The 22,064-nt window shown below is 59.6% G+C and carries 23 protein-coding genes; 5 read left to right on the top strand and 18 right to left on the bottom strand.

From position 1 onward, the window contains the following. Nucleotides 1-13 precede the first annotated feature (13 nt). The 4 genes from pstC to mshD all read right to left on the bottom strand — a co-directional run bounded on the left by pstC (nucleotide 14) and on the right by mshD (nucleotide 3,845). Entirely contained in the window at nucleotides 14-1,039 is a 1,026-nt protein-coding gene (gene pstC, locus CGERO_RS02035) for a phosphate ABC transporter permease subunit PstC (RefSeq protein WP_123933244.1), read from the bottom strand. A gap of 162 nt (nucleotides 1,040-1,201) precedes the next feature. Further along, nucleotides 1,202-1,408, bottom strand: coding sequence for a hypothetical protein (locus CGERO_RS02030; protein WP_123933243.1), 207 nt, complete (start codon nucleotides 1,406-1,408; stop codon nucleotides 1,202-1,204). A gap of 79 nt (nucleotides 1,409-1,487) precedes the next feature. Next, the gene (pstS, locus tag CGERO_RS02025; protein WP_377018082.1) at nucleotides 1,488-2,552 is read right to left on the bottom strand and encodes a phosphate ABC transporter substrate-binding protein PstS; all 1,065 of its coding nucleotides are present in this window, start codon (nucleotides 2,550-2,552) and stop codon (nucleotides 1,488-1,490) included. Between the two features lie 396 nt (nucleotides 2,553-2,948). Beyond that, on the bottom strand, nucleotides 2,949-3,845 hold the full coding sequence (gene mshD, locus CGERO_RS02020; RefSeq protein ID WP_123933241.1) for a mycothiol synthase: 897 nt from the start codon (nucleotides 3,843-3,845) through the stop codon (nucleotides 2,949-2,951). 86 nt (nucleotides 3,846-3,931) lie between these two features. Between mshD and CGERO_RS02015 the strand changes: the two genes are divergently transcribed. Continuing rightward, nucleotides 3,932-4,684 (top strand): LmeA family phospholipid-binding protein, encoded by a 753-nt coding sequence (locus tag CGERO_RS02015; RefSeq protein ID WP_245998862.1) that lies wholly within the window; start codon nucleotides 3,932-3,934, stop codon nucleotides 4,682-4,684. A 43-nt stretch (nucleotides 4,685-4,727) separates the two neighbouring features. On the opposite strand, the gene CGERO_RS02010 is transcribed toward CGERO_RS02015, so the two are convergent. Continuing rightward, a complete protein-coding gene (locus tag CGERO_RS02010) occupies nucleotides 4,728-5,765 on the bottom strand; it encodes a diacylglycerol/lipid kinase family protein (RefSeq protein ID WP_123935860.1) in 1,038 nt (345 codons plus the stop codon). Nucleotides 5,766-5,864: 99 nt separating this feature from the next. Here CGERO_RS02010 and CGERO_RS02005 point away from each other — a divergent pair, with 99 nt between their 5' ends. Further along, nucleotides 5,865-6,518: a heme-binding beta-barrel domain-containing protein gene (locus tag CGERO_RS02005; protein WP_123933239.1), complete on the top strand. Its 654-nt coding sequence runs from the start codon at nucleotides 5,865-5,867 to the stop codon at nucleotides 6,516-6,518. A 5-nt stretch (nucleotides 6,519-6,523) separates the two neighbouring features. Here the strand turns inward: CGERO_RS02005 and CGERO_RS02000 are convergent, their stop codons facing one another. After that, on the bottom strand, nucleotides 6,524-7,426 hold the full coding sequence (locus CGERO_RS02000) for an aminodeoxychorismate lyase (RefSeq protein ID WP_123933238.1): 903 nt from the start codon (nucleotides 7,424-7,426) through the stop codon (nucleotides 6,524-6,526). A 43-nt stretch (nucleotides 7,427-7,469) separates the two neighbouring features. On the opposite strand from CGERO_RS02000, the gene ygfZ reads away from it, so the two are divergent. After that, complete coding sequence (gene ygfZ, locus CGERO_RS01995) at nucleotides 7,470-8,549, top strand: CAF17-like 4Fe-4S cluster assembly/insertion protein YgfZ (protein WP_245998860.1); 1,080 nt, start codon at nucleotides 7,470-7,472, stop codon at nucleotides 8,547-8,549. Between the two features lie 162 nt (nucleotides 8,550-8,711). Continuing rightward, a complete protein-coding gene (locus CGERO_RS01990; RefSeq protein WP_123933236.1) occupies nucleotides 8,712-8,873 on the top strand; it encodes a DUF3073 domain-containing protein in 162 nt (53 codons plus the stop codon). Nucleotides 8,874-8,973: 100 nt separating this feature from the next. On the opposite strand, the gene purM is transcribed toward CGERO_RS01990, so the two are convergent. From purM to CGERO_RS01975, 3 genes are all read right to left on the bottom strand, one after another. After that, entirely contained in the window at nucleotides 8,974-10,029 is a 1,056-nt protein-coding gene (purM, locus tag CGERO_RS01985; protein ID WP_123933235.1) for a phosphoribosylformylglycinamidine cyclo-ligase, read from the bottom strand. Nucleotides 10,030-10,070: 41 nt separating this feature from the next. Further along, on the bottom strand, nucleotides 10,071-11,591 hold the full coding sequence (purF, locus tag CGERO_RS01980) for an amidophosphoribosyltransferase (protein WP_123933234.1): 1,521 nt from the start codon (nucleotides 11,589-11,591) through the stop codon (nucleotides 10,071-10,073). Nucleotides 11,592-11,675: 84 nt separating this feature from the next. After that, the gene (locus CGERO_RS01975) at nucleotides 11,676-12,068 is read right to left on the bottom strand and encodes a sterol carrier family protein (protein ID WP_123933233.1); all 393 of its coding nucleotides are present in this window, start codon (nucleotides 12,066-12,068) and stop codon (nucleotides 11,676-11,678) included. Between the two features lie 38 nt (nucleotides 12,069-12,106). Here CGERO_RS01975 and CGERO_RS01970 point away from each other — a divergent pair, with 38 nt between their 5' ends. Beyond that, on the top strand, nucleotides 12,107-13,087 hold the full coding sequence (locus CGERO_RS01970) for an acyl-CoA thioesterase (RefSeq protein ID WP_123933232.1): 981 nt from the start codon (nucleotides 12,107-12,109) through the stop codon (nucleotides 13,085-13,087). Here CGERO_RS01970 and CGERO_RS01965 read toward each other — a convergent pair. From CGERO_RS01965 to purS, 9 genes are all read right to left on the bottom strand, one after another. Beyond that, nucleotides 13,084-14,379 (bottom strand): DUF2254 domain-containing protein, encoded by a 1,296-nt coding sequence (locus CGERO_RS01965; protein WP_123933231.1) that lies wholly within the window; start codon nucleotides 14,377-14,379, stop codon nucleotides 13,084-13,086. The two genes, CGERO_RS01970 and CGERO_RS01965, sit on opposite strands and share 4 nt — an antisense overlap. 27 nt (nucleotides 14,380-14,406) lie before the next feature. Beyond that, nucleotides 14,407-15,183 (bottom strand): hypothetical protein, encoded by a 777-nt coding sequence (locus CGERO_RS01960; RefSeq protein ID WP_123933230.1) that lies wholly within the window; start codon nucleotides 15,181-15,183, stop codon nucleotides 14,407-14,409. Between the two features lie 3 nt (nucleotides 15,184-15,186). Then, nucleotides 15,187-15,903, bottom strand: a complete 717-nt coding sequence (locus CGERO_RS01955; RefSeq protein ID WP_164470227.1) for an ABC transporter ATP-binding protein — start codon at nucleotides 15,901-15,903, stop codon at nucleotides 15,187-15,189. Beyond that, nucleotides 15,900-16,706 (bottom strand): MTB12 C-terminal domain-containing protein, encoded by an 807-nt coding sequence (locus CGERO_RS01950; protein WP_123933228.1) that lies wholly within the window; start codon nucleotides 16,704-16,706, stop codon nucleotides 15,900-15,902. Before CGERO_RS01950 ends, CGERO_RS01955 begins: the two co-directional genes overlap by 4 nt. Beyond that, a complete protein-coding gene (locus CGERO_RS01945) occupies nucleotides 16,703-17,494 on the bottom strand; it encodes a class I SAM-dependent methyltransferase (protein WP_123933227.1) in 792 nt (263 codons plus the stop codon). The genes CGERO_RS01950 and CGERO_RS01945 overlap by 4 nt, the downstream gene beginning before the upstream one ends. A gap of 231 nt (nucleotides 17,495-17,725) precedes the next feature. Beyond that, on the bottom strand, nucleotides 17,726-18,451 hold the full coding sequence (gene trhA / locus CGERO_RS01940; RefSeq protein ID WP_123933226.1) for a PAQR family membrane homeostasis protein TrhA: 726 nt from the start codon (nucleotides 18,449-18,451) through the stop codon (nucleotides 17,726-17,728). 84 nt (nucleotides 18,452-18,535) lie between these two features. Then, nucleotides 18,536-20,833 carry a phosphoribosylformylglycinamidine synthase subunit PurL gene (gene purL, locus CGERO_RS01935; protein ID WP_123933225.1) on the bottom strand — a complete coding sequence of 766 codons (2,298 nt, stop codon included), beginning with the start codon at nucleotides 20,831-20,833 and terminating at the stop codon, nucleotides 18,536-18,538. Nucleotides 20,834-20,843: 10 nt separating this feature from the next. Beyond that, entirely contained in the window at nucleotides 20,844-21,515 is a 672-nt protein-coding gene (gene purQ / locus CGERO_RS01930) for a phosphoribosylformylglycinamidine synthase subunit PurQ (protein WP_123933224.1), read from the bottom strand. Then, entirely contained in the window at nucleotides 21,512-21,754 is a 243-nt protein-coding gene (gene purS, locus CGERO_RS01925; RefSeq protein ID WP_123933223.1) for a phosphoribosylformylglycinamidine synthase subunit PurS, read from the bottom strand. Before purS ends, purQ begins: the two co-directional genes overlap by 4 nt. Nucleotides 21,755-22,064: the final 310 nt, after the last annotated feature.

Here is a 22,064-nt window from a genome sequence, read left to right as displayed (position 1 = left end):
GGCTGCGTGTTCCTTACTTGCGCTTGGTAATAATCCCGCGGGCGATGGAGTTCACCACGAACGTCAAGGCAAACAGCATGAGGCCAGCAGCGATGTATGCGCCGGCGCGCAGGTCATCGTTGAATTCAGGTGCCGCATTGGCGATGGCCGTGGCGAAGGTGGTGCCACCGTCGAAAAGGGAGAAGCGGAATTGGCTCGATGGGGAGACCACCAGGTACAGCGCCATGGTTTCGCCGAGTGCGCGTCCCAGCCCCAGCATCGATCCGGAAATGAAACCGGGCATACCGAAGGGCAGGACAGTCATACGGACGACCTCCCAACGAGTGGCCCCCAAAGCCAGTGCCGCCTCGCGTTGCCCTACTGGGGTTTGGACGAAGATTTCACGGGCAGTCGCAGCGATCACGGGCAGAATCATGACCGCGAGGACGATGCCGCCGGTGAGCATGTTGCGGCCAGTATCAAAAGATGGGGAGTTTGCGTAGGTGGCAAACAGTGGAATGCCGCCTGCAACTTCGTGGAGCCAGTTGTAGAAGCCCGAGAGTGACGGCCCTAGCACTTGCCAGCCCCAGAGGCCGAACACAATCGAGGGCACCGCAGCCAGCATGTCCACCAGGAAACCCAGTGGTTTCACCAAACGCGCAGGGGCGTAATTGGAAAGAAAGATGGCAATGCCGAGCGCTACTGGCATGGCAAGGATCAGGGCGATTGCTGAGATCAGCACCGTGGCCGCCAGCAGGTTGGGGATGCCGAATTGCATGGCAGCGGTGTCGGCGAGATTCCAGTCGCCTGCGTAGGTGAAGAAATTCGCCACATTGTTTTGCAGGGCTGGCACTGCGCGCCAGAGGAGGAACAGGCCGATGGCGCCGATCACGAGCGTGATCGTTGTTGCCGAGGAGGTTGCAATGCCCTTGAACACCACGTCGCCCAAGCGTCGCGCGCCACGGCTGGGTTTTGTCGTTTCAGGTTCCTTCGCCGGTGGCGTCGCGGTGGTGGTGGGAATGTCGCGTGTAATGACGGCGGGCTGGAGTGTGCTGTCCATGGGAGGCTGTATTCCTTTTGCGGAATCGATGAGGTTTTCCTTTTCACCGCCAATCTCCACAGCGCAAACAGAAACCTGTTTGAGACATAAGAAACCTAGAGGTACGGGCTTTCCTGGAGGAATCCCCGACCCCTGGGTGAGATTGTGATGATGCGGTAGCGCTTATGCGGTGCGCGTGTTCGCCAAGGAAAGCTCGGTGGAAGGAGAAAGCTTGGCAACTACCTTGTTGCTCATACGTGCGACGGTGGAGCCGACGGAGGACTTCTTTCCTTCGTTCATGCGTTCCATGTTGTCGAAAGCAACATCGGCGGCGACGATGAGCTGCTCAGCGGTGGGGAGATCGAGCTTCTGAGCGATGGTGGCTGCCATAGTTTTCATCCTTTGTATGCGTATTGTTGTGCGTTTTGGATTTCGCCGCCTCCCGCAACTTGGGAGGCGCTCCCGATTGCTAGGAGATGGCTTCGACGGCCTTCTGCAAGCGATCGTGGAGGGAACCCTTCACTGGTATGTAGCCAAGCTCTTCAAGCTGTGCGTCCTGGGAGTTCAGTACCACAGTTAGGAAGTCCTTGACCTGATCACGGGTTTTCTCGTCGTATCCCTTGGAGCAGACGAGTTCGTAGGTGGTCAGCACCAGCGGGTATGCGCCCTGATCCTTCATGGAGAAGAGCTTTTCGGTGTCCACCACCATGTTGTTGCCTTCAGTCTTGAAGGCGAGGTTGTCAAGCGCCACGCCAACGGTGTCCGCGTCGAGCTTGACCGGACCTGCACCGAAGTCCAGGTTTGCAATGCCGAGATTCTGCTGCTTTGCAAAACCGGATTCGACGTAGGTAATACCGCCGTCGATGTTGGCCACTTCGCTGGCAACGCCATTGGAACCGGAAGCGCCCGCGCCAACGGCGGAGGGGAAGGATTTGCCTTCGGTGTCCCATTCGCCGGTGGACGCCTTCAGGAACTTCTGGAAGTTATCGGAAGTGCCGGACTCATCAGAGCGGTAGACCACCTTGATGTCCTTATCAGGGAGGTCTTTGCCTTCATTCTCCTTGGCAATCTGGGGATCGTTCCACTTCTTGATGTCACCCTTGAAAATCTTGGCAACAGTGGCAGTTGAGAGATTCAGGTCCTCAACGCCCTCAAGGTGATAGGCGATCGCTACGGGCCCAACGACCATTGGCAGGTGCCAGGCCTCGTTGCCTCCGCAGCGTTGCTTGGCGGGATCAATCTGATCGGTCTTCAGTGGGGAGTCAGAACCACCGAAAGCGACCTGGCCAGCGATGAAGTTCTTCACGCCCGAGCCCGACCCAGTGGCGTTGTACGCCAGTGAAGCGCCGGACACCGCAGACTGATACTGAGTGGCGAAGTAATTCATCGCGTTTTGCTGCGAGGAAGCGCCCTCTGCAACAAGCTCGCCGGTAGCGCCGCTCAGGCCCTCGATGGCGGTTGCGTCGGATGCGTTGGAGTTTGAAGATGAGCTGTCAGTCTCGGAGCATGCGGAGAGCACCAAGGAGCCAGCCATCAGGCCAGCAAGGGCGGTGCGCTTGATCGAACGAGTCACGGGGTAACCTCTCCGGTTATCTCTATTGTCACACTACGGTCTTATTTGCATGGAGCTTCGAGGCCTCGAATGAGCAGACTGCTAGAGCTGCTCACGCTCACAACAGACAACTTAGAAGAGCAATATGAAGGAAAAAGACCCCGCAGGTAAACAACAGGTAAACTCGCAAAGCTTTAAAGTGAACAACCCCCTGAAGTGCAGAAATGCAATGGACAAGCAGGAGAGTTTCCCGAAAGTTCACCTTAAAGTGAGTAACCTAATAGCGCCGTTCAGCCCCCTGCGCGCGAAGGTGCCCCTCTAAAACAGAATTGTTCACTTTCTGTTTGCCAATGCACTACCCCAAAATCCGCCGCAATCCTAGAAGTTTTCAGCACGCTCGGCACTGTAGACGACGTGGCGTTCTTGCACCTCAAAACCAAGTCGCTCATACACAGCGACTGCCGGCTTATTATCCGCTTCTACATACAGGATCACTTTGCGAGCACCTTGTTCGTACAAACGCTGTAATCCTAGATTCAGCAGCGGACCTCCCAGCCCTTGTCCCCGGAAGGCATCTGCAAGACCGACAACGTAGACTTCACCAATCGCGCCTTTAGAAAGATCACCGTGGCGTTTTACCCAGTGAAATCCCGCAAGTGCTCCCTGCTTTTCCAAAAACAGCACGTCATCGGCGCGGTACCACTGCGCCTGGCGCGCTTGATCGAGCTGCTGCATATCCCATCCCCCCTGCTCTGGGTGCCAGCTAAACGCCTCATTATTCACACGCAGCCACTCCTGTAATGGCTCGACAAGCTCGCTTTGCTCTAGGTTGGTGGTCCGAAATCCATCGGGCACGGAGGTGCAAGCGGCACGCTCAAGCGCTTCACCTTCAACGCTCATCACCAGCAATTCCCTGCTTGCGTCCAGGTGTTCACTTGCGGCGAGGTGCTGCGCGGGCACGAGGTTCCCGTGCGCCCAGAAGTCTTTGATCCCAGCGTCCCTCCCGGCGCGCAACAGTGATGATCCGATCCCGTGGCGTCGACAAGCTGGATGCACACACAATTCTGCCTGCTCCTGCATGGCGAGGATGCCCACTGGCTGCCCCTGCTCAAGTGCGAGGATATGCCGGTGGCCTAGTGAAGCCTCCAAAATTCCCCGGAGATACTGCTCGGAGAGGGGTTCAACGCCGTCCTCGTGGTGGGCGCGCTCCAGCATGTCGTGGACGGCCTCGTGCAACTCGGGATGCTCTGGCAGGGACAATTCGCGTAGTTCCATACTTATTGAACGTACCCGGGCTGCCCCGATGCGCGCCGGACGAGCATTGACAAGGCCTTCAGAGGCGGTATGCGAGAATGAGACACGTGGGTCGTTCAACAGCGCTACGTCGCATAATCCTGGCAGTGCTTGCCCTACTCTTCGTGGCTTGGGTGGCAGATTCCGCTATTGCGGCGCGCGCGGAACGACATTTGGCGGCGCAAGTTCGGGATTCAGCCGGGTTGGAGTTAAGCCCGAGCGTGTATTTCGGGGGCGTTCCTTATACTTCTGCGCTGATCAGCGGGAAGATCAAGTCCGCTACGGTATCTGTTTCCGACGTTGAAACGTCGCAGTTTGGCCTGATTAGCACCAGCACCGATGCAGTAGATGTTCAGGTGGATCCTGCGCAGGTGTTCTCGGGCAACATCGATGGGCGGCGCGCGTTGCTACTCACGCAAACTATCGGGCTGGACGGCGTGAGCGTAGGCAAGCAGCTTGGCATCGCTGACCTAGATATTTCAAATCCCTACGACATCTCACCCAATGGCGGGCCAGCGAGCGAGGCGCAGTTGCGGGGCGCTCCCGACGGCCAGGCAAAGCCCATCACGGTGATGTGCGATCTGCGCATCGAAGGCTCCGATTTCCGGCTAACGCCCACCAGCGTTGTGGACCCCGGAGACGGATCCCTCAGCGAGGAGGAGATTTTCCGCGCCTTCGAGTGGCGCATCGACACTCGCCTTTTACCCATGCGCGATCAAGCGGGATTCGTCTACGTTTCCGGCGGCACTTTGTACTTCCAAGCACAACAACGAGACGTCACCTTAAGCTTGAAGGACTTCTCCCCCACCGACGTGGGCTAGAGCCGCCGACGAGAGCTCGGGGCTGAGCCCCGCCGTCACGAGCCTAATCCCTCGGGTCAAGGAAGCTCAGCAGGCGGCGCAGCCTTGAGGCGGTGGTGTCACCAGACTCGGCATCTGGCGCGAAGACGCGGAGGGCATCCGGCACGGCCCCCAAAGTCACTGATTCCATCTGGTCGACGTATTCGCCGTCTACTTGGAAGCGGCGCTTTTCGTGGCACCGGATATGCACCTCGGCAACGTCGTCCACGGTGGCGGTCCTGGGCTCCACGTAGGCGTCCATCACTTTGTTATGCCCAAAGCCCAACAGGTGCGCCATCGCAGCCATGCCGCCAAATCCCGAGATATCCCGGAGGCCAAAGAGCCCGAGCCCCTGGTCAAAGGAATTGTCGGGATTGGTCACCACCGGCAGAGGGCCGAGGAATGTCCAGGGGTTGGTATTGGATGCAATAAGAAGCGGAAGGCGGTGTTCCTCAAAATGCCTTCCATCCTTGGTGGTGCCGCTGATGTCGATCTGCGGCGGATTTCGGTGGATGCGACGCCACGCTTTCACCGCCACCTGCAGGTAACGAAATGGTGTGGCGGACGCCCCTTTGCTTCGCACGCGATCAACGCCAGCGATCACGTCGGCGTCGATACCGAAGCCAGCGTTGACGGCGAACCATTCATTGTTCCAGGTTCCGAGCTCGACGGTACGGATGCGCCCAGTTGATAGGGATCGTGCGAGCCCCTCGGTGGCGCGGATCGGTTCGGCGGAAAAGCCGAGCGCACGGACAAACACGTTGGCTGAACCCGTTGGAATGACGGCAAGAGCAGGAACAGCGTTGGGATCTTTCGCCTGATCGACGGCACCGAGCAGCCCATTGATTGCTTCGTTCACTGTTCCGTCGCCACCGACGGCAATGACCACGTCGTAGTCATCGGTACTCAGTCCGGCACAAATTTCCTTGGCATGGCCCGCGTAGTGGGTGAACACGGCCTTCATTTCTAGGCCTTCTACCTCGCGCAATGTAGGAATCAGGCGGGAGAAGAGTCGTGGTGACTGTGTTGTGGAGTTAGGATTTGCAATCAATAGTGTGCGCACCACCCATAGCTTAGTGCGCATAGGTCACTTCTCCTAACAAACAACCGCGGTGCCGGGGCGGCTTCAAGCTCACCATCATTGGCACTAAGGTGGTGGCTTATGAGCGATTCTCAAGATCAAACACCCCAACAACCAGAGGTCTCGCTTTCCGGAAGTGACGTGGTCAATCGCGCCGCAGAGCAGTGGAAAGATACCTCCCACCGCAATATTCCGGGTTTGGGCGATCTACCAATCCCCGATGACACCGCCAATCTTCGCGAAGGCCCCAGTCTGCACGACGGTTTGCTTGCCCTACTCCCCCTCGTGGGCGTGTGGCGCGGCACCGGCCAGGCCGATACTGCAGAAGACGGCCAGTACAACTTTGGACAGCAGATTACTTTTGCCCACGATGGCGAGAATTACCTCACCTATAGCTCCAGGATGTGGAAGTTGGATGAGGAAGGAAAGCCCAACGGTCTCGATGTGCGCGAGTCAGGTTACTGGCGCATTAATGAGCAGGACGAAATCGAAGTGGTGTGCACCCACTCCACTGGCGTTTCTGAGATTTACTACGGCCACCCGGTGAATGAGCGCGCCTGGCAGATTGAATCCGCGTCCACCATGGTCACCGCCACTGGCCCGACCACGCTCGGGCCCGGCAAGCGTCTCTACGGCCTCATGCCGAACAATAACTTGGGCTGGGTCGACGAGCGCATGGTGGGCGAGGAGCTTCGCCCCCGTATGTCCGCCGAGCTGTCGCGCGTGATTGGCTAAGCCTTCTACCCCAAGCTGGACGCAACGAGCTGCTGAATGGTGGCTTCGTTGTCTGGCTTGGGCAATTTTTTTTCGTTAATGCGACGCACCCGCGCTGCCATCCTCACGGAGCTGAGCAACCAGACGCTGTCGGCCTTTTCGCAGAGGTACTCCAAATCCATTTCTTTCGCGCGGCAATTCCAGCCTTCTTGCTCCGCTTTGGCAAACAGCGCCGCCTGCGTGGTGCCCGCCAAAATGCCGGAGCCCGCTGGTGTGCGAAGCTTATTACCCCGAACAGCGAGCACCGTCGAAGTGGCGCCCTCAAGTACGCGGTCCCCCTCGGTGAAGATCACGTCATCGAAGCCCCGGCGTTTCGCCCATCGCAGGGCCGACATATTGGCTGCATAATTGAGCGTTTTGGCGCCCACCTGCAGCCAAGGCAGATCTTCATCAATCGTCTCTACTGAATAGCCACGCGGAGCGGTAAGCACCTTGATCCCCTCCTCGCGCTGACGCAGCATTTCGGCATCGAGGGGGTTGATGGTGAGCCAGGCGCTCGGGTGCGGTTCGTTGGGATTGGCAGTGGGGCGCCCGCGAGTGTAGGTCCAAACGCATTTGGCGTCTGCCTCGGTTTTCTCCGCCCACTGTTCCACCGCCATGGAAGTGGCCTTGCGCCAATCTTCGGCTTTGGGCACCGGTAGATCTAATCGCGCCGCTGAACGCTGGAAGCGTTCGAGGTGTTGCTCAAGCTGACATGCCTTTCCATTGCGAATCAGCAATGTTTCAAACACCCCGTCCCCCCGAGTGACCGCGGCATCATCCCAGTACACCAGTGGCAAAAGGGGACTGTGATTCCGGATGGAACCCCCGAAGGGTTCAACAGCGATGATGATCGGTTGCGGCGCGGGCGTGCGCGTTGAGGCGGCCATACCTTCATTATGCCCAAAGGGTGGTGTAAAAATGGCCACTACGATGAAAAATACTGACTCCCTTCATGCCGTTTCCCCGCTCCTACAACTCCCCGGTGCCACGGCACTTTCACCCGAAGACGATCCCACGGCTCAAGCCGCCCACCCGGGCGTGGCGTGGCATTATGGCGATCCGCTGAGCGAGCAGCGCGTCTTTGAACCTTCCTTGGCGTTGATCGACCGTTCGCACCGCACTGTCATTGCCGTCAGCGGCGAGGATGCTCCGGCGTTTTTGAACAATCTGCTGAGCCAAAAACTTGACCAGGCCGAGCACGGCTTCGCGGCGCAGGCGCTGAATTTGGACGCACAAGGCAGGATTGTGCACCAGATGGATGTGCTGTTTTGGAATGACATCTTCTATCTAGACTGCGAACCAGCCGATGCGCCTACGCTGCTGGATTACCTGCAAAAGATGGTGTTTTGGTCCAAGGTGGAAATCAGCACGCCTGAGATCGGGATTCTCACCTTAATTGGCACGCTTCCGGCACGGGATTGGGAGCACCCGCACAGGATGGTTGAGGGATTTGGTTTGCCGCGTCTTGATCTTTTGGTAGCCAAGACAGAGCTTTTCGACGTCGCCACGTCTCTCATTCGCGACGGCGCCACTGCCACGGGCCTCATGGCGTACCAGGCGCAGCGCGTTCGTTCCCTCATGCCTGAGCGCTCCTTGGATCTCGATGAGAAGTCCATCCCGCATGAGTCCCCGGTGTTGCTTGCTCAGGCAGTGCATCTGCACAAAGGCTGCTATCGGGGTCAAGAGACGGTGGCGCGGGTAGAAAACTTGGGACGATCTCCGCGCGTGGTGGTGCTCGTCCACCTCGATGGTTCAGCTCCCACCCTGCCGCTGACAGGCGAACCGATTACCGCTGGTGCTTCATCGCGCGCACTCGGCAGAATCGGCACGGTGGTGCACGACTATGAGTACGGACCCGTGGCGTTGGCCGTGTTGAAGCGTTCGGCTGTGAACAAAAAGGATCTGCGCGCCGGCGAGGTAGCCGTGGCGGTGGATCACGACTCGGTTCCCGTGGACGGCGGTACCCCCGCTGGGCGTGAGGCGATTGAGCGTTTACAGGGGCGTCGATAAGCACAAACGCCCAAGCAAAAAGCGAGGTCATACCCCCTAGGGCGACAAATGACCACCTTTCGGGCTATTGTGTCTGGTAGGAATATACGAAATAGCACAAGATAGCGAGCGGCCCCGGTGAATTCCGTGGGCCGATCGAAGTTACTCCAAGGGGGTCATGCCATGGGTCGCGGACGCGCGAAGGCTAAGCAGACCAAGGTTGCACGCCAGCTCAAGTACAACACGCCAGAAATGGACTTGGAGCGGCTTCAGCGTGAACTTGCCGGCAAGTCTCACGACGATGACCGTGAAGACGACTATTCGGATTACGATTGGCGCGACTAGCCGTCTGATTCCGTTCTTGCGAACACAGCTTTACATGCAACGCTAAAAAAGGGGAAGTGGAAAAACTCCATTTCCCCTTTTTGCTGTTCGCGCAGTTGGCTTAGTAGCCGGGGTGGGTGCCACTAAGCACTACCGGTTCGGCATGAGATTCTGCTGCTACTACCTGGCCGAGTTCCCAGGCCTCAATGTGGCGAGCGGTGAGCATCGCCAGAGCGCGGTCGCGATCCTTTGCCGCCACTACGGCCACCATGCCCACGCCCATGTTGAAGGTTTTTTCCATCTCCTCTTGAGGCACTTGCCCCACCGATTGGATCGTTTTGAAAATGGGCCCTGGTGTCCAGGTTGCTCGGGAAAGCTCGGCACTGAGCCCCTCCGGGATCACGCGAGCCAGATTCCCCGCGAGTCCACCGCCGGTGACGTGGCAGAAGGTGTGCACTTCGCATTCGCCCGCCAGCGCCAGGCAATCTTTGGTGTAGATGCGCGTTGGCTCGAGCAGCTCCTCACCGAGGGTACGATCCAGTTCCTCCATCTTCACATCCAGTTGGAGGCCCGCCTTATCCAGCAAGACGTGGCGGGCCAGGGAGTAGCCGTTCGAGTGCAGACCGGAAGATGCCATGGCGATCACCACGTCGCCCTTGCGCACGCGATCCGGACCCAGTAGCTCGTCGGCCTCCACGACGCCGACGGCGGTGGCAGAGACGTCGTATTCACCGGGCTCCATCACGCCGGGGTGCTCTGCGGTTTCGCCGCCGAGCAGCGCGCACCCGGCTTGAACGCAGCCTTCGGCAATGCCCTTGACAATTCCCGCGACGTGTTCGGGCACCACCTTGCCAATGGCAATGTAATCCTGGAGGAAAAGCGGCTCCGCGCCGCAGACCACGAGATCATCAACGCACATGGCTACCAAGTCGATGCCGATGGTGTCGTGCTTGTCCATTGCCTGGGCAATAGCCAATTTTGTGCCCACCCCATCGGAACCTGCGGCAAGAAGCGGCTCCCGGTATTTACCCAGGGCGAACAGCCCGGCAAAGCCGCCGAGGCCACCTCGCACCTCGGGGCGCGTGGCACGCTTTGCATGGGGCGCGAAGAGTTCGACTGCGCGATCGCCAGCTTCGATATCGACGCCAGCAGCGGCGTAGGACACTTCTTCGGTCATAGTGATGATCTTCCTAGTAGATGGGGAGGTCGTATTCGATGCTAGTCGTGTTCCGGGCCACCGCAGCTCCCGCGCTTCATGGCGGAAACCAACTCGGCGTTCTTATTTCCCGCAGGCATGCCAATGGGATAGTGCCCGTCGAAGCAAGCTGCGCACAATTCGCTGGCGGGCTGCGAGGTTGCCTCGATCATGGCTTCGGTGGAGACATATCCGAGGGAATCCGAACCGATAGCGGTGCTAACCTGTGCCGCGAGCTCTGCATCATTGTCGCCGGTGACGGCGTTGGCGATGAGCTCGCCGGGGCTTGCGAAGTCAATCCCGTAGAAGCAGGGCCACTTCACCGGCGGCGATGCAATGCGCACATGCACCTCTTTGGCGCCGGCCTCGCGCAACATCCGAATCAAGGCTCGCTGCGTATTGCCGCGCACGATCGAATCATCCACCACCACCAGGCGCTTGCCTTGAATCACCTCTCGCAGCGGATTGAGCTTCAAGCGAATGCCGAGTTGACGCAGTGTTTGGGAAGGTTGGATGAAGGTGCGCCCAACGTAGGCATTTTTCACCAGGCCCTGGCCGAAGGGAATACCCGACTCTTGGGCATAGCCCACCGCCGCTGGGTTGCCGGACTCCGGCACGGGGATCACCAGATCCGCCTCGGCGGGGAATTCTCTGGCCAAACGGCGCCCGATTTCCAAGCGGGTTGCGTTCACGTTTCGCCCGTGAATTGTGGAGTCGGGGCGGGCAAGATAGACGTACTCGAACACGCAGGTTTTGCGCTCCACCTCGGCGAAGCGGACCGAGCGAACCCCAGAGCCATCGATCGCCACCATTTCGCCCGGCTCAATTTCGCGGACAAAGGAAGCACCGACGATGTCGAGGGCGCAAGTTTCCGAAGCCACCGTCCATCCCCCGTCGAGCCTGCCCAGCACCAGCGGGCGGATGCCCCAGGGATCGCGGGCGGCGTAAAGCGTATGGCCGTCAGTGAAGGTGAGGCAGAATGCGCCTCGGATGCGTGGGAGGAGGTCACGCGCGGCGTCGAAAAGTGTTTGCCCATCGTGAATTGCGTGAGAGAGCAGCGCTGTCATCACGTCGGAATCCGAGGGCGCGTCTTCTTTGCGCACGAGATCCTTTTCGGCGGCCTCATCCAGCAGCTCCAGGAAATTCACCAGATTGCCGTTGTGGCACAGGGCCACGTCGGTGCCATCGGGAGCCACCCGAAACATCGGCTGCGAATTCTCCCAGGTCACACCGCCAGCAGTGGAGTAACGCGTGTGGCCAATGCCCACGTCACCGCGCAGGGATTCCAGGGTGGGTTCATCAAACACTTGGCTGACCAGCCCGAGGTCTTTGAACACCACCACCTGGTCGCCATCCCCAACGGCAATACCGGCGGCTTCCTGGCCACGGTGCTGCAAGGCGAAAAGGCCAAAATAGGTCAGCTTAGATACTTCTTCACCTGGCGCCCACACACCGAAAACGCCGCACTCTTCGCGGGGCGATTGCTCGCCGTGGTCATCGAATGGTGCGGGGGTAACACCTTGAGGCACTTGTGTATTTACCACGCAGCCATGCTAACCCACTACCCCGCATCCCCGCCCCATGTTGGGGTACCGGCCCCGGAAATTAGCGCTTTTCGACGTCCCATCTCATCCAACTTCGGCGCCAGCATCGGGATGCAGCGGCACGAATGGCAACAGCGCTGCCACCTCGGCGGCCCGGGTGCCGGAGGCGTCGATATCCGCATCATCCCAGCGGTCCAAGCCCGCAACTAAGCGCAGCCAAGTGCGCGGTGAACACTCCACCACATTCGGGGGCGTGCCGCGTGTATGCCTCGGCCCCTCAATGCACTGCACCGCCACAAAGGGGGGCACCCGCACCTCGACAGAATGACCCGGACTTTCCTGCGCCAACAGCCGCGCGCTCAAACGAACCGCCCGCGCCAATGCGGGACGGGGAGGCTGGGTCACGGTGGCGTCGAAAAGCCAAGGTGCGAGCGCAGCGATTGCTTCACGGGTTTCAGCGGGATCGATACGTGCCATAAGAATGCAGTCTAAGCCACAATTGCTACAGTTCTTCCATGAGCAAATCTTCGGTGACTCTGCGCTTTCTTGCTGCCCCCACAGACATCATCATGGCCGGAAGCCACGGCGTCGGCGGCGGCAGGCTCCTGGAATGGATCGACAAAGCCGCATACGCCTGCGCGGTGCAATGGTCCGGTACCTACTGCGTAACCGCCTACGTTGGACACATCCACTTCACACGCCCCATCAAATCCGGCGACATGGTTGAAGTGCGCTCACGCATCGCCATGACCGGCCGATCCTCCATGCACATCGTCAACGAAGTGCTCTCCGCTGATCCTCGCGAAGGTGTGTTTACCCGCGCCTGCGACTGCCTAGTGATCTTCGTGGCCAAAGATCCCGGCTCCGGCAAACCCGTTACCGTGCCAAAGTACGAGCCCAGCAGCGAGGAAGGCCGAAGGGTTCACGATGCTGCGGAGTCACGCATCGAGCTGCGCAAGGCCATTGAAGAAGAAATGGAAAAGCAGACCTACGACGGCCCATCGGAAGCACCAAGGTTGATCAACCGCTTCCTCGCCCGGCCAACGGATGTGAACTGGGGCGGCAAAGTCCACGGCGGCTCCGCCATGGAATGGATCGACGAAGCCGGGACCGCCTGCACCATGGAGTGGTCCGGCGAGCACACCGTGGCGGTATACGCCGGTGGCATCCGTTTCTACCGCCCCATCTCCATCGGCGACCTGATTGAAGTGGATGCTCGGCTCATGCGCACCGACGCCCGCTCCATGCAAACCTCAGTCCACGTGCGCGCCGGTGATCCCAAGGGCGGCCGCGATGCGCTGCAGACCGCCATTCACGCCACAGTCACCTATATCGGCATGGATATCGACGGCAATCCCCTACCCGCCCGGCAGTTCAATCCGCGCACGGTGGAGGACAAGCGCCTCGCCGAACACGCGAATACCCTGCGAGAGCTACGCGCCCAGTATTCGCCGCTGCCCTTGGTGTCCCGCAGCGGCTACCAACAGGTGGATTAGGAACGCGGCGTTTTCGGGGATTCCATCAGCTGGATGAAACGCTCATAGCGGCGCTCAAGCGTTTGCAAATCCTGGGGTGTACTGACCAAGTCGCGCGCATCGCTCATCACCAGGTCCGCATGATGCTTGAGCGCTTCTCTGCGCTCAGGGCGCTTGGTGCTGCACACCACCTTGCTGAACGCCTCCATCATGCGGATGTATACCGCCACGGTGCCGTTAGCGTTCTGCCTGATTTGCAGGAACATTTCATCCAGAAGGCCCTCGTACGTGGTGACGTCATAGATCACGCGAATGGCATCATCACGCTGGATCACGCCTTCGGGCAGCGCGCGGTCACGCAACTGGCTTAAGACCTCGGCGAAGCGATCAATGATGTCCATTGCAGTGAAAGGATCATTGGTACCTGGGCTCAGCGCACGCACGGCCACTTCAAGCAATTGGCGCACCGAGAATTCCATGTCTTGCTTATCACTGCGCACATTGCCGATTACCAGGTACTCGTTAATGTCGAAGCGCTCTGGCACGCAGCGAGCGAGGAGATCACATTCCGTAACATGTGTGCCGGGACGCACGAGCAACTCAATGGCCGCTTCGTGTTTTTCCGCAGCCTGCGCTAACCCCTGATAATCCACGTATTGCACATAGCCGCCTCGATCAGCGGTGATCTCATCCCCGCTTAAGAAGTATCCCTCGGTAGGCGGGGTGAGGTCTCGCTCATCCTCCGCCTGCTTGGTGCCTTTGTGCAGGGCGTTGGAGAGGTCGTCGGCAAGCAGGTTCACCACCCGCGTCATGGAAATGCTGCCCGCCATGTGGCCAATGTAGTAAACAACTGCGGCGATGTAGGCCGTGGAGTAAATCATCACCATCGTGACGTTGTAGTGCGGCACGAATACCTCTTCACCCTCCTGGCCAGCGCTGATCGAGCGCAGGGAGAAGAGAGCAAAGGCGAAGGTGGCAACGAAGATGCCCAGGGTGATCTTAATGCCGCGATCCTGCAAGAAGCTATGCAACAGGCGTGGGCCCATCGTGGACACCACCGAGGAAAGCGCCGCGATCGTAATGGAGAACATGGTGCCCGCCACGCCGATGCTGGCGGTGGTGATGGAGCTCAGTAGGCTTCGAGCACCGGATTCGCCACCTTGATAAATGAAGCTGAGCTGGCTTGGTACGCCGAATCGCAATTCCAGCCAGATCAGGAACTGCGCCAGCACGATGGAAAAGACCACCATCACTGCCGGGATAAACCAGAAGGTTTGGAAGTACGAGGCGATTTTGTACCGCAGGGAGTTCATGAGCGGTGATTCTATCTGCCGCAGGTGCTAGTAGTTACGTTTGCGCAGCAATGCACCTAAAAACACCACGGCTAGCGCCAGGATGGCAACATACAGCAGTGCGCCATTTTGGCCCCATCCAGGTTCGATGGCTACGGCCTGCCCCGTGGCGAAGGTGCCGTTGATAAAGGGCATGAATTGCAGCAGTGTGCCGCCGTGTGGCAATAAGGCGATGGCGTTTTCTATCAACAGCGCCCACACGCTGAGCACCGCGATGGTGGCAGCGGGGGTGCGCAGCACCGCACCGAGGCCAATGCCAAAGCCGCAGGCAATCCACGCCCATACAGGGCCTGCCCACAGCAGGCGCGCGCCGGTGAAAGAAAAGAGATCTACCCCGGCATATACCTGCCCGAATGCTTGGGGCAGCACCACGAGCAAGAGGAAGATATCAAGCCACACCACCATGCAGGCCACCGCACCGCAGAGCAACCACCGGGCGAACAGGATGTGCAGGCTGTGAGGCTGGAGGCGTTGGTGTAGCAGCGCGACGGGTGCTAATTGGGTGGTGCTGGTTTGGGCCAGGGCCGCACCGATCACGCAGATCAGCACGCCTAGATGCACCACCCAGTAGGCGGCGTTATCGCTGCTAACTCCCTGGACTTTTAAGATCGAGCTTTCAGCAGCAATACGGCTGGCAACCGCGGCCACCGCGAGGGTGATCAGCAAAGGGGCGCACACCGCTAGGGGCAGTACCCAGCACAGCCAAGGCCCTAGGCCTGAAAGGCGTGTGGCCTCGGCGCGAACATTGCGGATCAACGTATGCATGGGCTACCTCCCCGCCAATTCTGGGATGTGCGCAATCATGGCCGGCTCAAGCCCACCAAAAGTAGCTAAGACCTGCTCCATGCCGGCCTGCAAGCGCACCTGCTTGTCGGCAATAATGCACACCTGATCCACGCTGCGCTGGGCTTCTGGCAGGTCGTGGGTGGATAAGACCACCGTTTTCGCTTCCGCGCGCCAGGTATCGAGCAGCCCGCGAAACCACAGGATGCCTTGGAGGTCGAGGCCGTTGAGGGGTTCGTCGAAAAGCAAAATCGGAGGATCGGCCAGCATCGCTGAGGCAATGCCGGCTCTTTGGCGAATACCCAGCGAACAATGCTTGAGGCGACGGTGCGCAAAGGCCTCCAAGCCGGCGTGGTGGATGAGCATGTCTACTCTTTGCTTGTCAACGCCCAGCGCAGTCGCCATCCACTGCAAATGCCGGCGCGGGCTGTGGTGGGGGTGTAAGGCTGCGACATCGAAATGGAAACCCACCTGATGCAACGGTTGTGCGAACTTCCTTGGGTCATACCCATCGATGCGGATGCTGCCAGCACTTGGCTCCAAAGCGCCGACGAGCATGGCGAGCAGTGTGGTTTTGCCAACGCCATTGGCCCCGAGCAGCGCGCAAGTACTGCCCTGATTGATGCGCAAGTTGAGGTCTTGGAAAATGACCTTGGCGCCGAAGCGGCATTGCAGGTGCTCTACTTCGATCGCGGGCGTCATGCGGGGCATTCCAAAGGCAATCCGACGGTGCGCACGCCTTCGCAGATCGAGGCATTAGCCAAGCGCCAATTGCCATCGCGGTACACAAACTGGATTCGGGTATGCACGCCGGGGCGCCCAGCCGACTCGGAAATCAGTGTGGCCACTGCCCTATCCTGGCCAAGTTCGAGCGGGCCGGTAACTTCCTTCCAGCCAAGCGGCGCACGAAACAGCCCCAGGCGATACACCGTTTGAGGGATCATCACCGCAGCACGCCCGCCTTCAAGGTTCGCAGCTTTGGCCTCATCACTAGCAGGTGTGGCCACAAGAAAGTGGATGATCGCATTGAGCTCATCCAGGCTGGGGTTTGGGTTGGTGACCCGGAAATTAGCAGGAAGTGGCGTTGCTGGTTGCCAGCCTCGCGCTGTTTGGGCTGCGGTGGGTGCGTCCTCGCTTTCCCCGGCGTCTGGGTCTGCTTGGGTGGTCGGGGTTGCTTGGGTGCTTGGGCTTGTTTGGCGGCTCGGGTCTGCTTCGGCGGTTGGGGTGGCCGCGGCCAAGGCCTGCTCGGAATCCGGCGCCTCGGTGCTACTCGATGGCTCAGGCTTGGTGCTCGTTTCAGCCTCTGCGGTTTGTTTTGCGCTGGGCGTTGCTGCCTCGCTTTGGGTGGCAACGCTCGAATCTGCCTGCAAGCTGGTGCGATCTTCGCGCTGTAGGGCTTGGACCGCCAGGGTGATCAGCAAGGCCGCTACCACGAAGGAGACAACAGCCGAGGTGATCACGGTGCTCAAAAGCTGCTGGCGAGAAAACCGTTGGCCTGATTTCATGCTGGTTTCTCCGCCACAATCGCAATGGCTGCCAATGAGTCGGAGTACTGGTGGAATACCTTGCGCATGGCCATCACGCGTTTCCTGACCGCTGGCATGCGCAGCAGGTTGAACAGGATCTTGGTGGTTCCTGCTATCCCTTCATCGTCGATGTTGCGCTTGAGATCGAGCAATTCCATCCCGGCATGTTTGACGCTGATGACCTTGAATCCGGCCTGCTCAAGCGCCGCTTGCCATTCAGACTGCGTAAGGGGTCGGGCATTTACATGGATGCTCCGGGCGAGTGCTTTGGAAATTTCCTGCTTGATCTCCTCTGCAATGCCATCGGGGCGCAAGGAAAGCTCGTGAATGCAATACCTTCCGCCGGGTTCGAGCACCCGATACGCCTCGTTGATAATCGCGCTTTTGCCCTTTGCGCCTTGCATGGTGAGCATGGCTTCGCCCACCACTACTTCCAGGCTCTCGCTTTCAAGCCCAGTGGCCTGGGCTTGGGCTTGGCGGATCTGGCCTTGATCACCGATGGCTTCTTGGCTCAGCGCCACCGCTTGGGGGTCTTCATCGATGCCGATATAGCTTGCCGGGTGGCGTTGCAGGATCAGCTTGGCGGTCTTACCAATACCGGGAGCAAATTCCGCGACCTTTTTGCCTTGAAGCTGTGCGGCATCAAGGAGGGCGGTGGTGAGCTCTAGGCCTCCGGGGCGTAGCACGCGCTTGCCTAGGCGTGCGAGTAGCCAGTGGCCGGGCACGGATTCGGTGGGACGCTGATCCATTGGAAGCGCTGGGGACATGGGCAGCCTCAATCCAGTTACTAACGAGTATTTCCGTATCTAATGTAGCGCATGGATTAGGGAACCCTCACCTAATAACCTTGGCCCACCCCCGACTTCGCCTACCCCGACCTGAGCTGTCCGCCCCCGACTTGGCCTACCCAAAAACACGCCCAGCTTCTCCCCTGGAGTAACCGGGCGTATTAAGGCTGCAGCAACGAAAGCGAAGCGCAGATAACTAGCGCTGCCCTATTAGGAGGCAACTGCACCAACCACCATCCAGATGGCAACAAAGTGCAAGGCCGCCGCGATGATGGTGGCGGTGTGAAAATGCTCGTGATAGCCGTAGATCTTGGCGTTGCGCCCAGGCCAGCGCAGCCCATACACCACAGCACCCATGGTGTATACCAAGCCGCCGGCAAGCAGCAGCCACACCACAAGATGGCCGATATTGCTCCACAGTTGCGGGATCAAGGGCACGATCAGCCAGCCCAGCACCAGGTACACGGCAACGGCCAGCCAGCGCGGGTGGTCAATCCACACCAGGTTCATCACCACACCGGCCAGTGCACCGATCCAGGCGATGAGCAGCATGATCAGCCCCGGTGTTCCCGGCAGGGCGATCAAGCATAGGGGCGTATAGGTTGCGGCGATAAACACCGCGATAGTGGCGTGATCTGCACGCCGCCACCACTTCACTGTGCGCGTGGATCGCCAGGGGCCTCGGTGATAGGCGGCGGACACGCCAAAGAGCACGAAAACGCCCACGGCATATACGGTGACACCGAAGGCTTCGACACCGGGCAGCTTTAACCAGGCGATGGTGGAAAGAACCGAGCCGAAAATCAGGGAGCCCAGAGCGGCGAAGAAGTGGAACCAGCCGCGAATCAATGGCCGCACACCACGGTCGGCGAGCAACACCCGCCTTTCGATGAGCTGTTCGCTCAACGTTTGCGGCTGCTGTGATGCGGAGGCCATCCCATCTCCTTCGAGCTTTCGTGCATGGTGTGCTTCATTGAAAATGCTACGCCCCATCAAGGCGAGGCGTAGCAATGTTGTACCTTATTCCACCACGGAGTTTGCACCTACCGCATGCCCGAAAATACCAGGTAGCGTGGCTTTCCAGGTGGCTTCCAGCTCCTCCATCGCAGTCTCAACTACCACCTCGCCAGCGGCAGCCTTGAAGCTGCGATCCTGGATGGTGCGCCCGATCCGGGTGATTGGCACACCGCACTCAGCAGCGCGCGACGCTACGGCTTCAGCATTGTCAGCAGTGCTTGCGATCACTGCACGCGATGCAGACTCGGAGAAGAGCGCGACAAAGAGATCCTCGTGCACCTCGCCCAAATCCACATCGAGGCCACCACCGGAGCGGATCGCCATTTCCACTAGCGTTTGCGCAATGCCACCCTCGGATACGTCGTGCGCTGCGGTGAGCAGAGTGTTCCCCACAAAGAAGTCAGCCAGGCGCTGCTCATTGGCCAGATCAACCTGCGGCGGCAGGCCCGAGAGGCCAGAGCCGGAGACGTCCTGCCAGATGGAGCCGCCGAATTCATCGCCGGTCTTACCCAGAACAAAGAGCACTTCTTCTTCGGTGGCGTCAAGATCGTGCCCGATGGCGTCTGCCACGTTCTCGATCACACCGAGCACACCCACCACTGGGGTGGGCAGGATGGCTTCCTCGCCGGTCTGGTTATAGAAGGAGACGTTGCCGCCGGAGACCGGGATGCCAAGTTCCTTAGCGCCATCGGCAAGCCCGTGCACGGCCTCGCGGAATTGCCACATCACGCCTGGATCTTCCGGGGAGCCGAAATTCAGGCAGTTGGTTACGGCGATCGGCCGCGCTCCGCTGACAGCAACGTTGCGATACGCCTCTGCCAAGGCGAGGCGCGCGCCCATGTTGGGGTCGAGCTTGGTGTAGCGACCTGAAGCATCTGCGGATACGGCAACGCCGCGGCCAGTTTCCTCGTCGATGCGCAGCACGCCGGCATCGGCATGCTGGGCCTTCACGGTGTTGCCGCGCACGTAGCGGTCATATTGATTGGTGATGAACTCGCGGGAACACAGCGCGGGTGAGCCGACCATCTTGAGCAGCGCCTCGCGCAGTTCCTCGCCCGTGGCGGGGCGCGGCATCGCCTGGAGTTGCTGCAGTTCGTCCTGCCATTCGGGGCGTGCGAAGGGGCGCTCGTAGACGGGGCCTTCGTGGGCGATGGTGTGCGCAGGCGCGTCCACCACCAACTCGCCCTTGTGGCGGATGAGCAGGTGCTGGCCGTCAGTAACCTCGCCGATCTCGGCACAGGTGACGTCCCAGTGGGCGCAGATTTCCTTAAAGCGATCCACATCCTCGGGTTTGACCACGGCGCACATGCGCTCTTGGGATTCGGAGGAGAGGATTTCGGCTGCCGTCATATTGGCGGCACGCAAGGGCACGGCGTCGAGGTTGATCTCCATGCCGCCATCTCCAGCGGCCGCAAGTTCGGAGGTGGCACAGGCAAGGCCCGCGCCGCCGAGGTCTTGAATACCAACCACAACGCCGGCTTTGTACAGTTCAAGGCAGCATTCGATGAGCACCTTTTCCGCGAAGGGGTCGCCCACCTGCACTGCGGGCAGTTTGCGCTCGGCGCCGTCTTCAAAGCTGTCGGAGGCTAGAACGGAAACGCCACCGATGCCATCGAGTCCGGTGCGCGAACCAAAGAGCATGACCTTATTGCCAAGGCCAGAGGCGAAGGCGAGTTTGAGGTCTTCCACTTTGAGCGTGCCCACGCACAGTGCGTTGACTAGAGGGTTGCCTGCGTAAGAAGCATCGAAGACGGTTTCGCCGCCGATATTGGGCAGACCCAGGCAGTTGCCGTAGTGGGAAATGCCATCCACCACACCGGGTAGTACGCGGGAGGTATCGGGGGCATCGGCAGGACCGAAACGCAGTTGGTCCATCACCGCGATGGGGCGTGCGCCCATGGCCATGATGTCGCGCACGATGCCGCCGATGCCGGTGGCTGCACCTTGGTGGGGTTCCACAAAGGAGGGGTGGTTGTGGGATTCCACGCGGAAAGTCACCGCGTTGCCATCGCCGATATCTACCACGCCGGCGTTTTCGCCGATGCCCGCGAGGATCTTCGACCCCATCTCCTCGGTGGTGGTTTCACCGAAGTAGCGCAGGTGCACCTTAGAGGACTTATATGAGCAGTGCTCGGACCACATCACCGAGTACATGGCGAGCTCGGCGTCGGTTGGCCTGCGCCCCAAAATTTCCTTGATGCGCGCATATTCGTCGTCTTTGAGGCCCAGCGATGCAAAGGGCTGTTCCAGGTCAGGCTGCTGTTGGGCTGCCTCGACGGTGTCGTTGAAAGTGTGAGTCATAACGTTTCCCCTATGCCGCGATCGAGCCGATTGCAGAGACAAACAGTTTCAGGCCATCAACGGAAGGCCCCGTAAGCGTTTCCACCGCATGTTCCGGGTGCGGCATGAGCCCCACCACGCGGCCGGTGTCATTGGTGATGCCGGCGATGCCATTGATTGAGCCGTTGAAGTTGTCGGTATAGCGGAACACGACTTGGCCTTCGCCTTCTAGCTTTTCGACGGTCCGCGCATCCGCCTGGAAGCGCCCCTCGCCGTGCTTGGCGGGCACAAAGATTTTCTCGCCGTGTTCGCAGGCGCTGGTCCACGCGGTGCTGTTGTTTTCCACCACCAGATGCGTGTCTACGCAGTGGAAGTGCAAGCCCTGGTTGCGGGTGAGCGCACCGGGTAGGAGGTGCGCCTCGGTGAGGATCTGGAAGCCATTGCAGATGCCGAGCACCGGCATGCCTTTGTGCGCTGCATTGACGACCGCGCGCATCACGGGCGCGAGTGCAGAGATGGCGCCGGTGCGAAGGTAGTCACCATAGGAAAATCCGCCAGGAACTACCACGGCATCCACGTTTTTTAGATCTTCGTCGGCGTGCCACAGCGATACCGCCTCGGCGCCTGCGAGTCGTGCGGCGCGGGCAGCGTCGACGTCGTCAAGCGTGCCTGGAAAGGTAATGACTCCGATTCTGGCGCTCATTCCGCCGCCTCAAAAACCACGTCGAAGTTCTCAATCACGGTGTTGGCAAGCAGGGTTTCCGCCATTTTTTCAATGTCTTCGCGGGTAACGGAGTCATTCACTTCAATTTCGAAGCGTTTGCCCTGACGCACATCGGCCACCCCCTCAACGCCAATGCGTCCAAGGGCTCGGACGACGGCCTGACCCTGGGGGTCCAGGATTTCCGTCTTGGGCATCACATTCACAACTACACGGGCCACGTTGATAAAGCTCCCTAATTAAGGATGGTGAGTGTCGGTGTTTGACGGCGATCGCCCCAAGGGGACGTATCGCCCCTCACGTTACCTGTGTCGCTCTACAAGTAGCCAAGACTCAACCCACCGCTACCCCCACCCGCTTCCACGCCTCGCTGAGCAGGACTTTTACTGTTTTGCGGGAAGTGCATACAAACTGCCAGCTAGCTTTAAACTTTGCATTCAACCCCCGAACATATACCCCAGCTCATGGTCATTTCTGCTGCTCAGAAGGAAAATCAGAGAGTTTCAATCATTCTCAGGATTTCTCAAGGTG

This window comes from Corynebacterium gerontici, assembly GCF_003813985.1.
GTDB lineage: Bacteria > Actinomycetota > Actinomycetes > Mycobacteriales > Mycobacteriaceae > Corynebacterium > Corynebacterium gerontici.
Note: the sequence above shows the minus strand (reverse complement) of the source record. Positions and strands in the feature narration are given on the sequence as shown.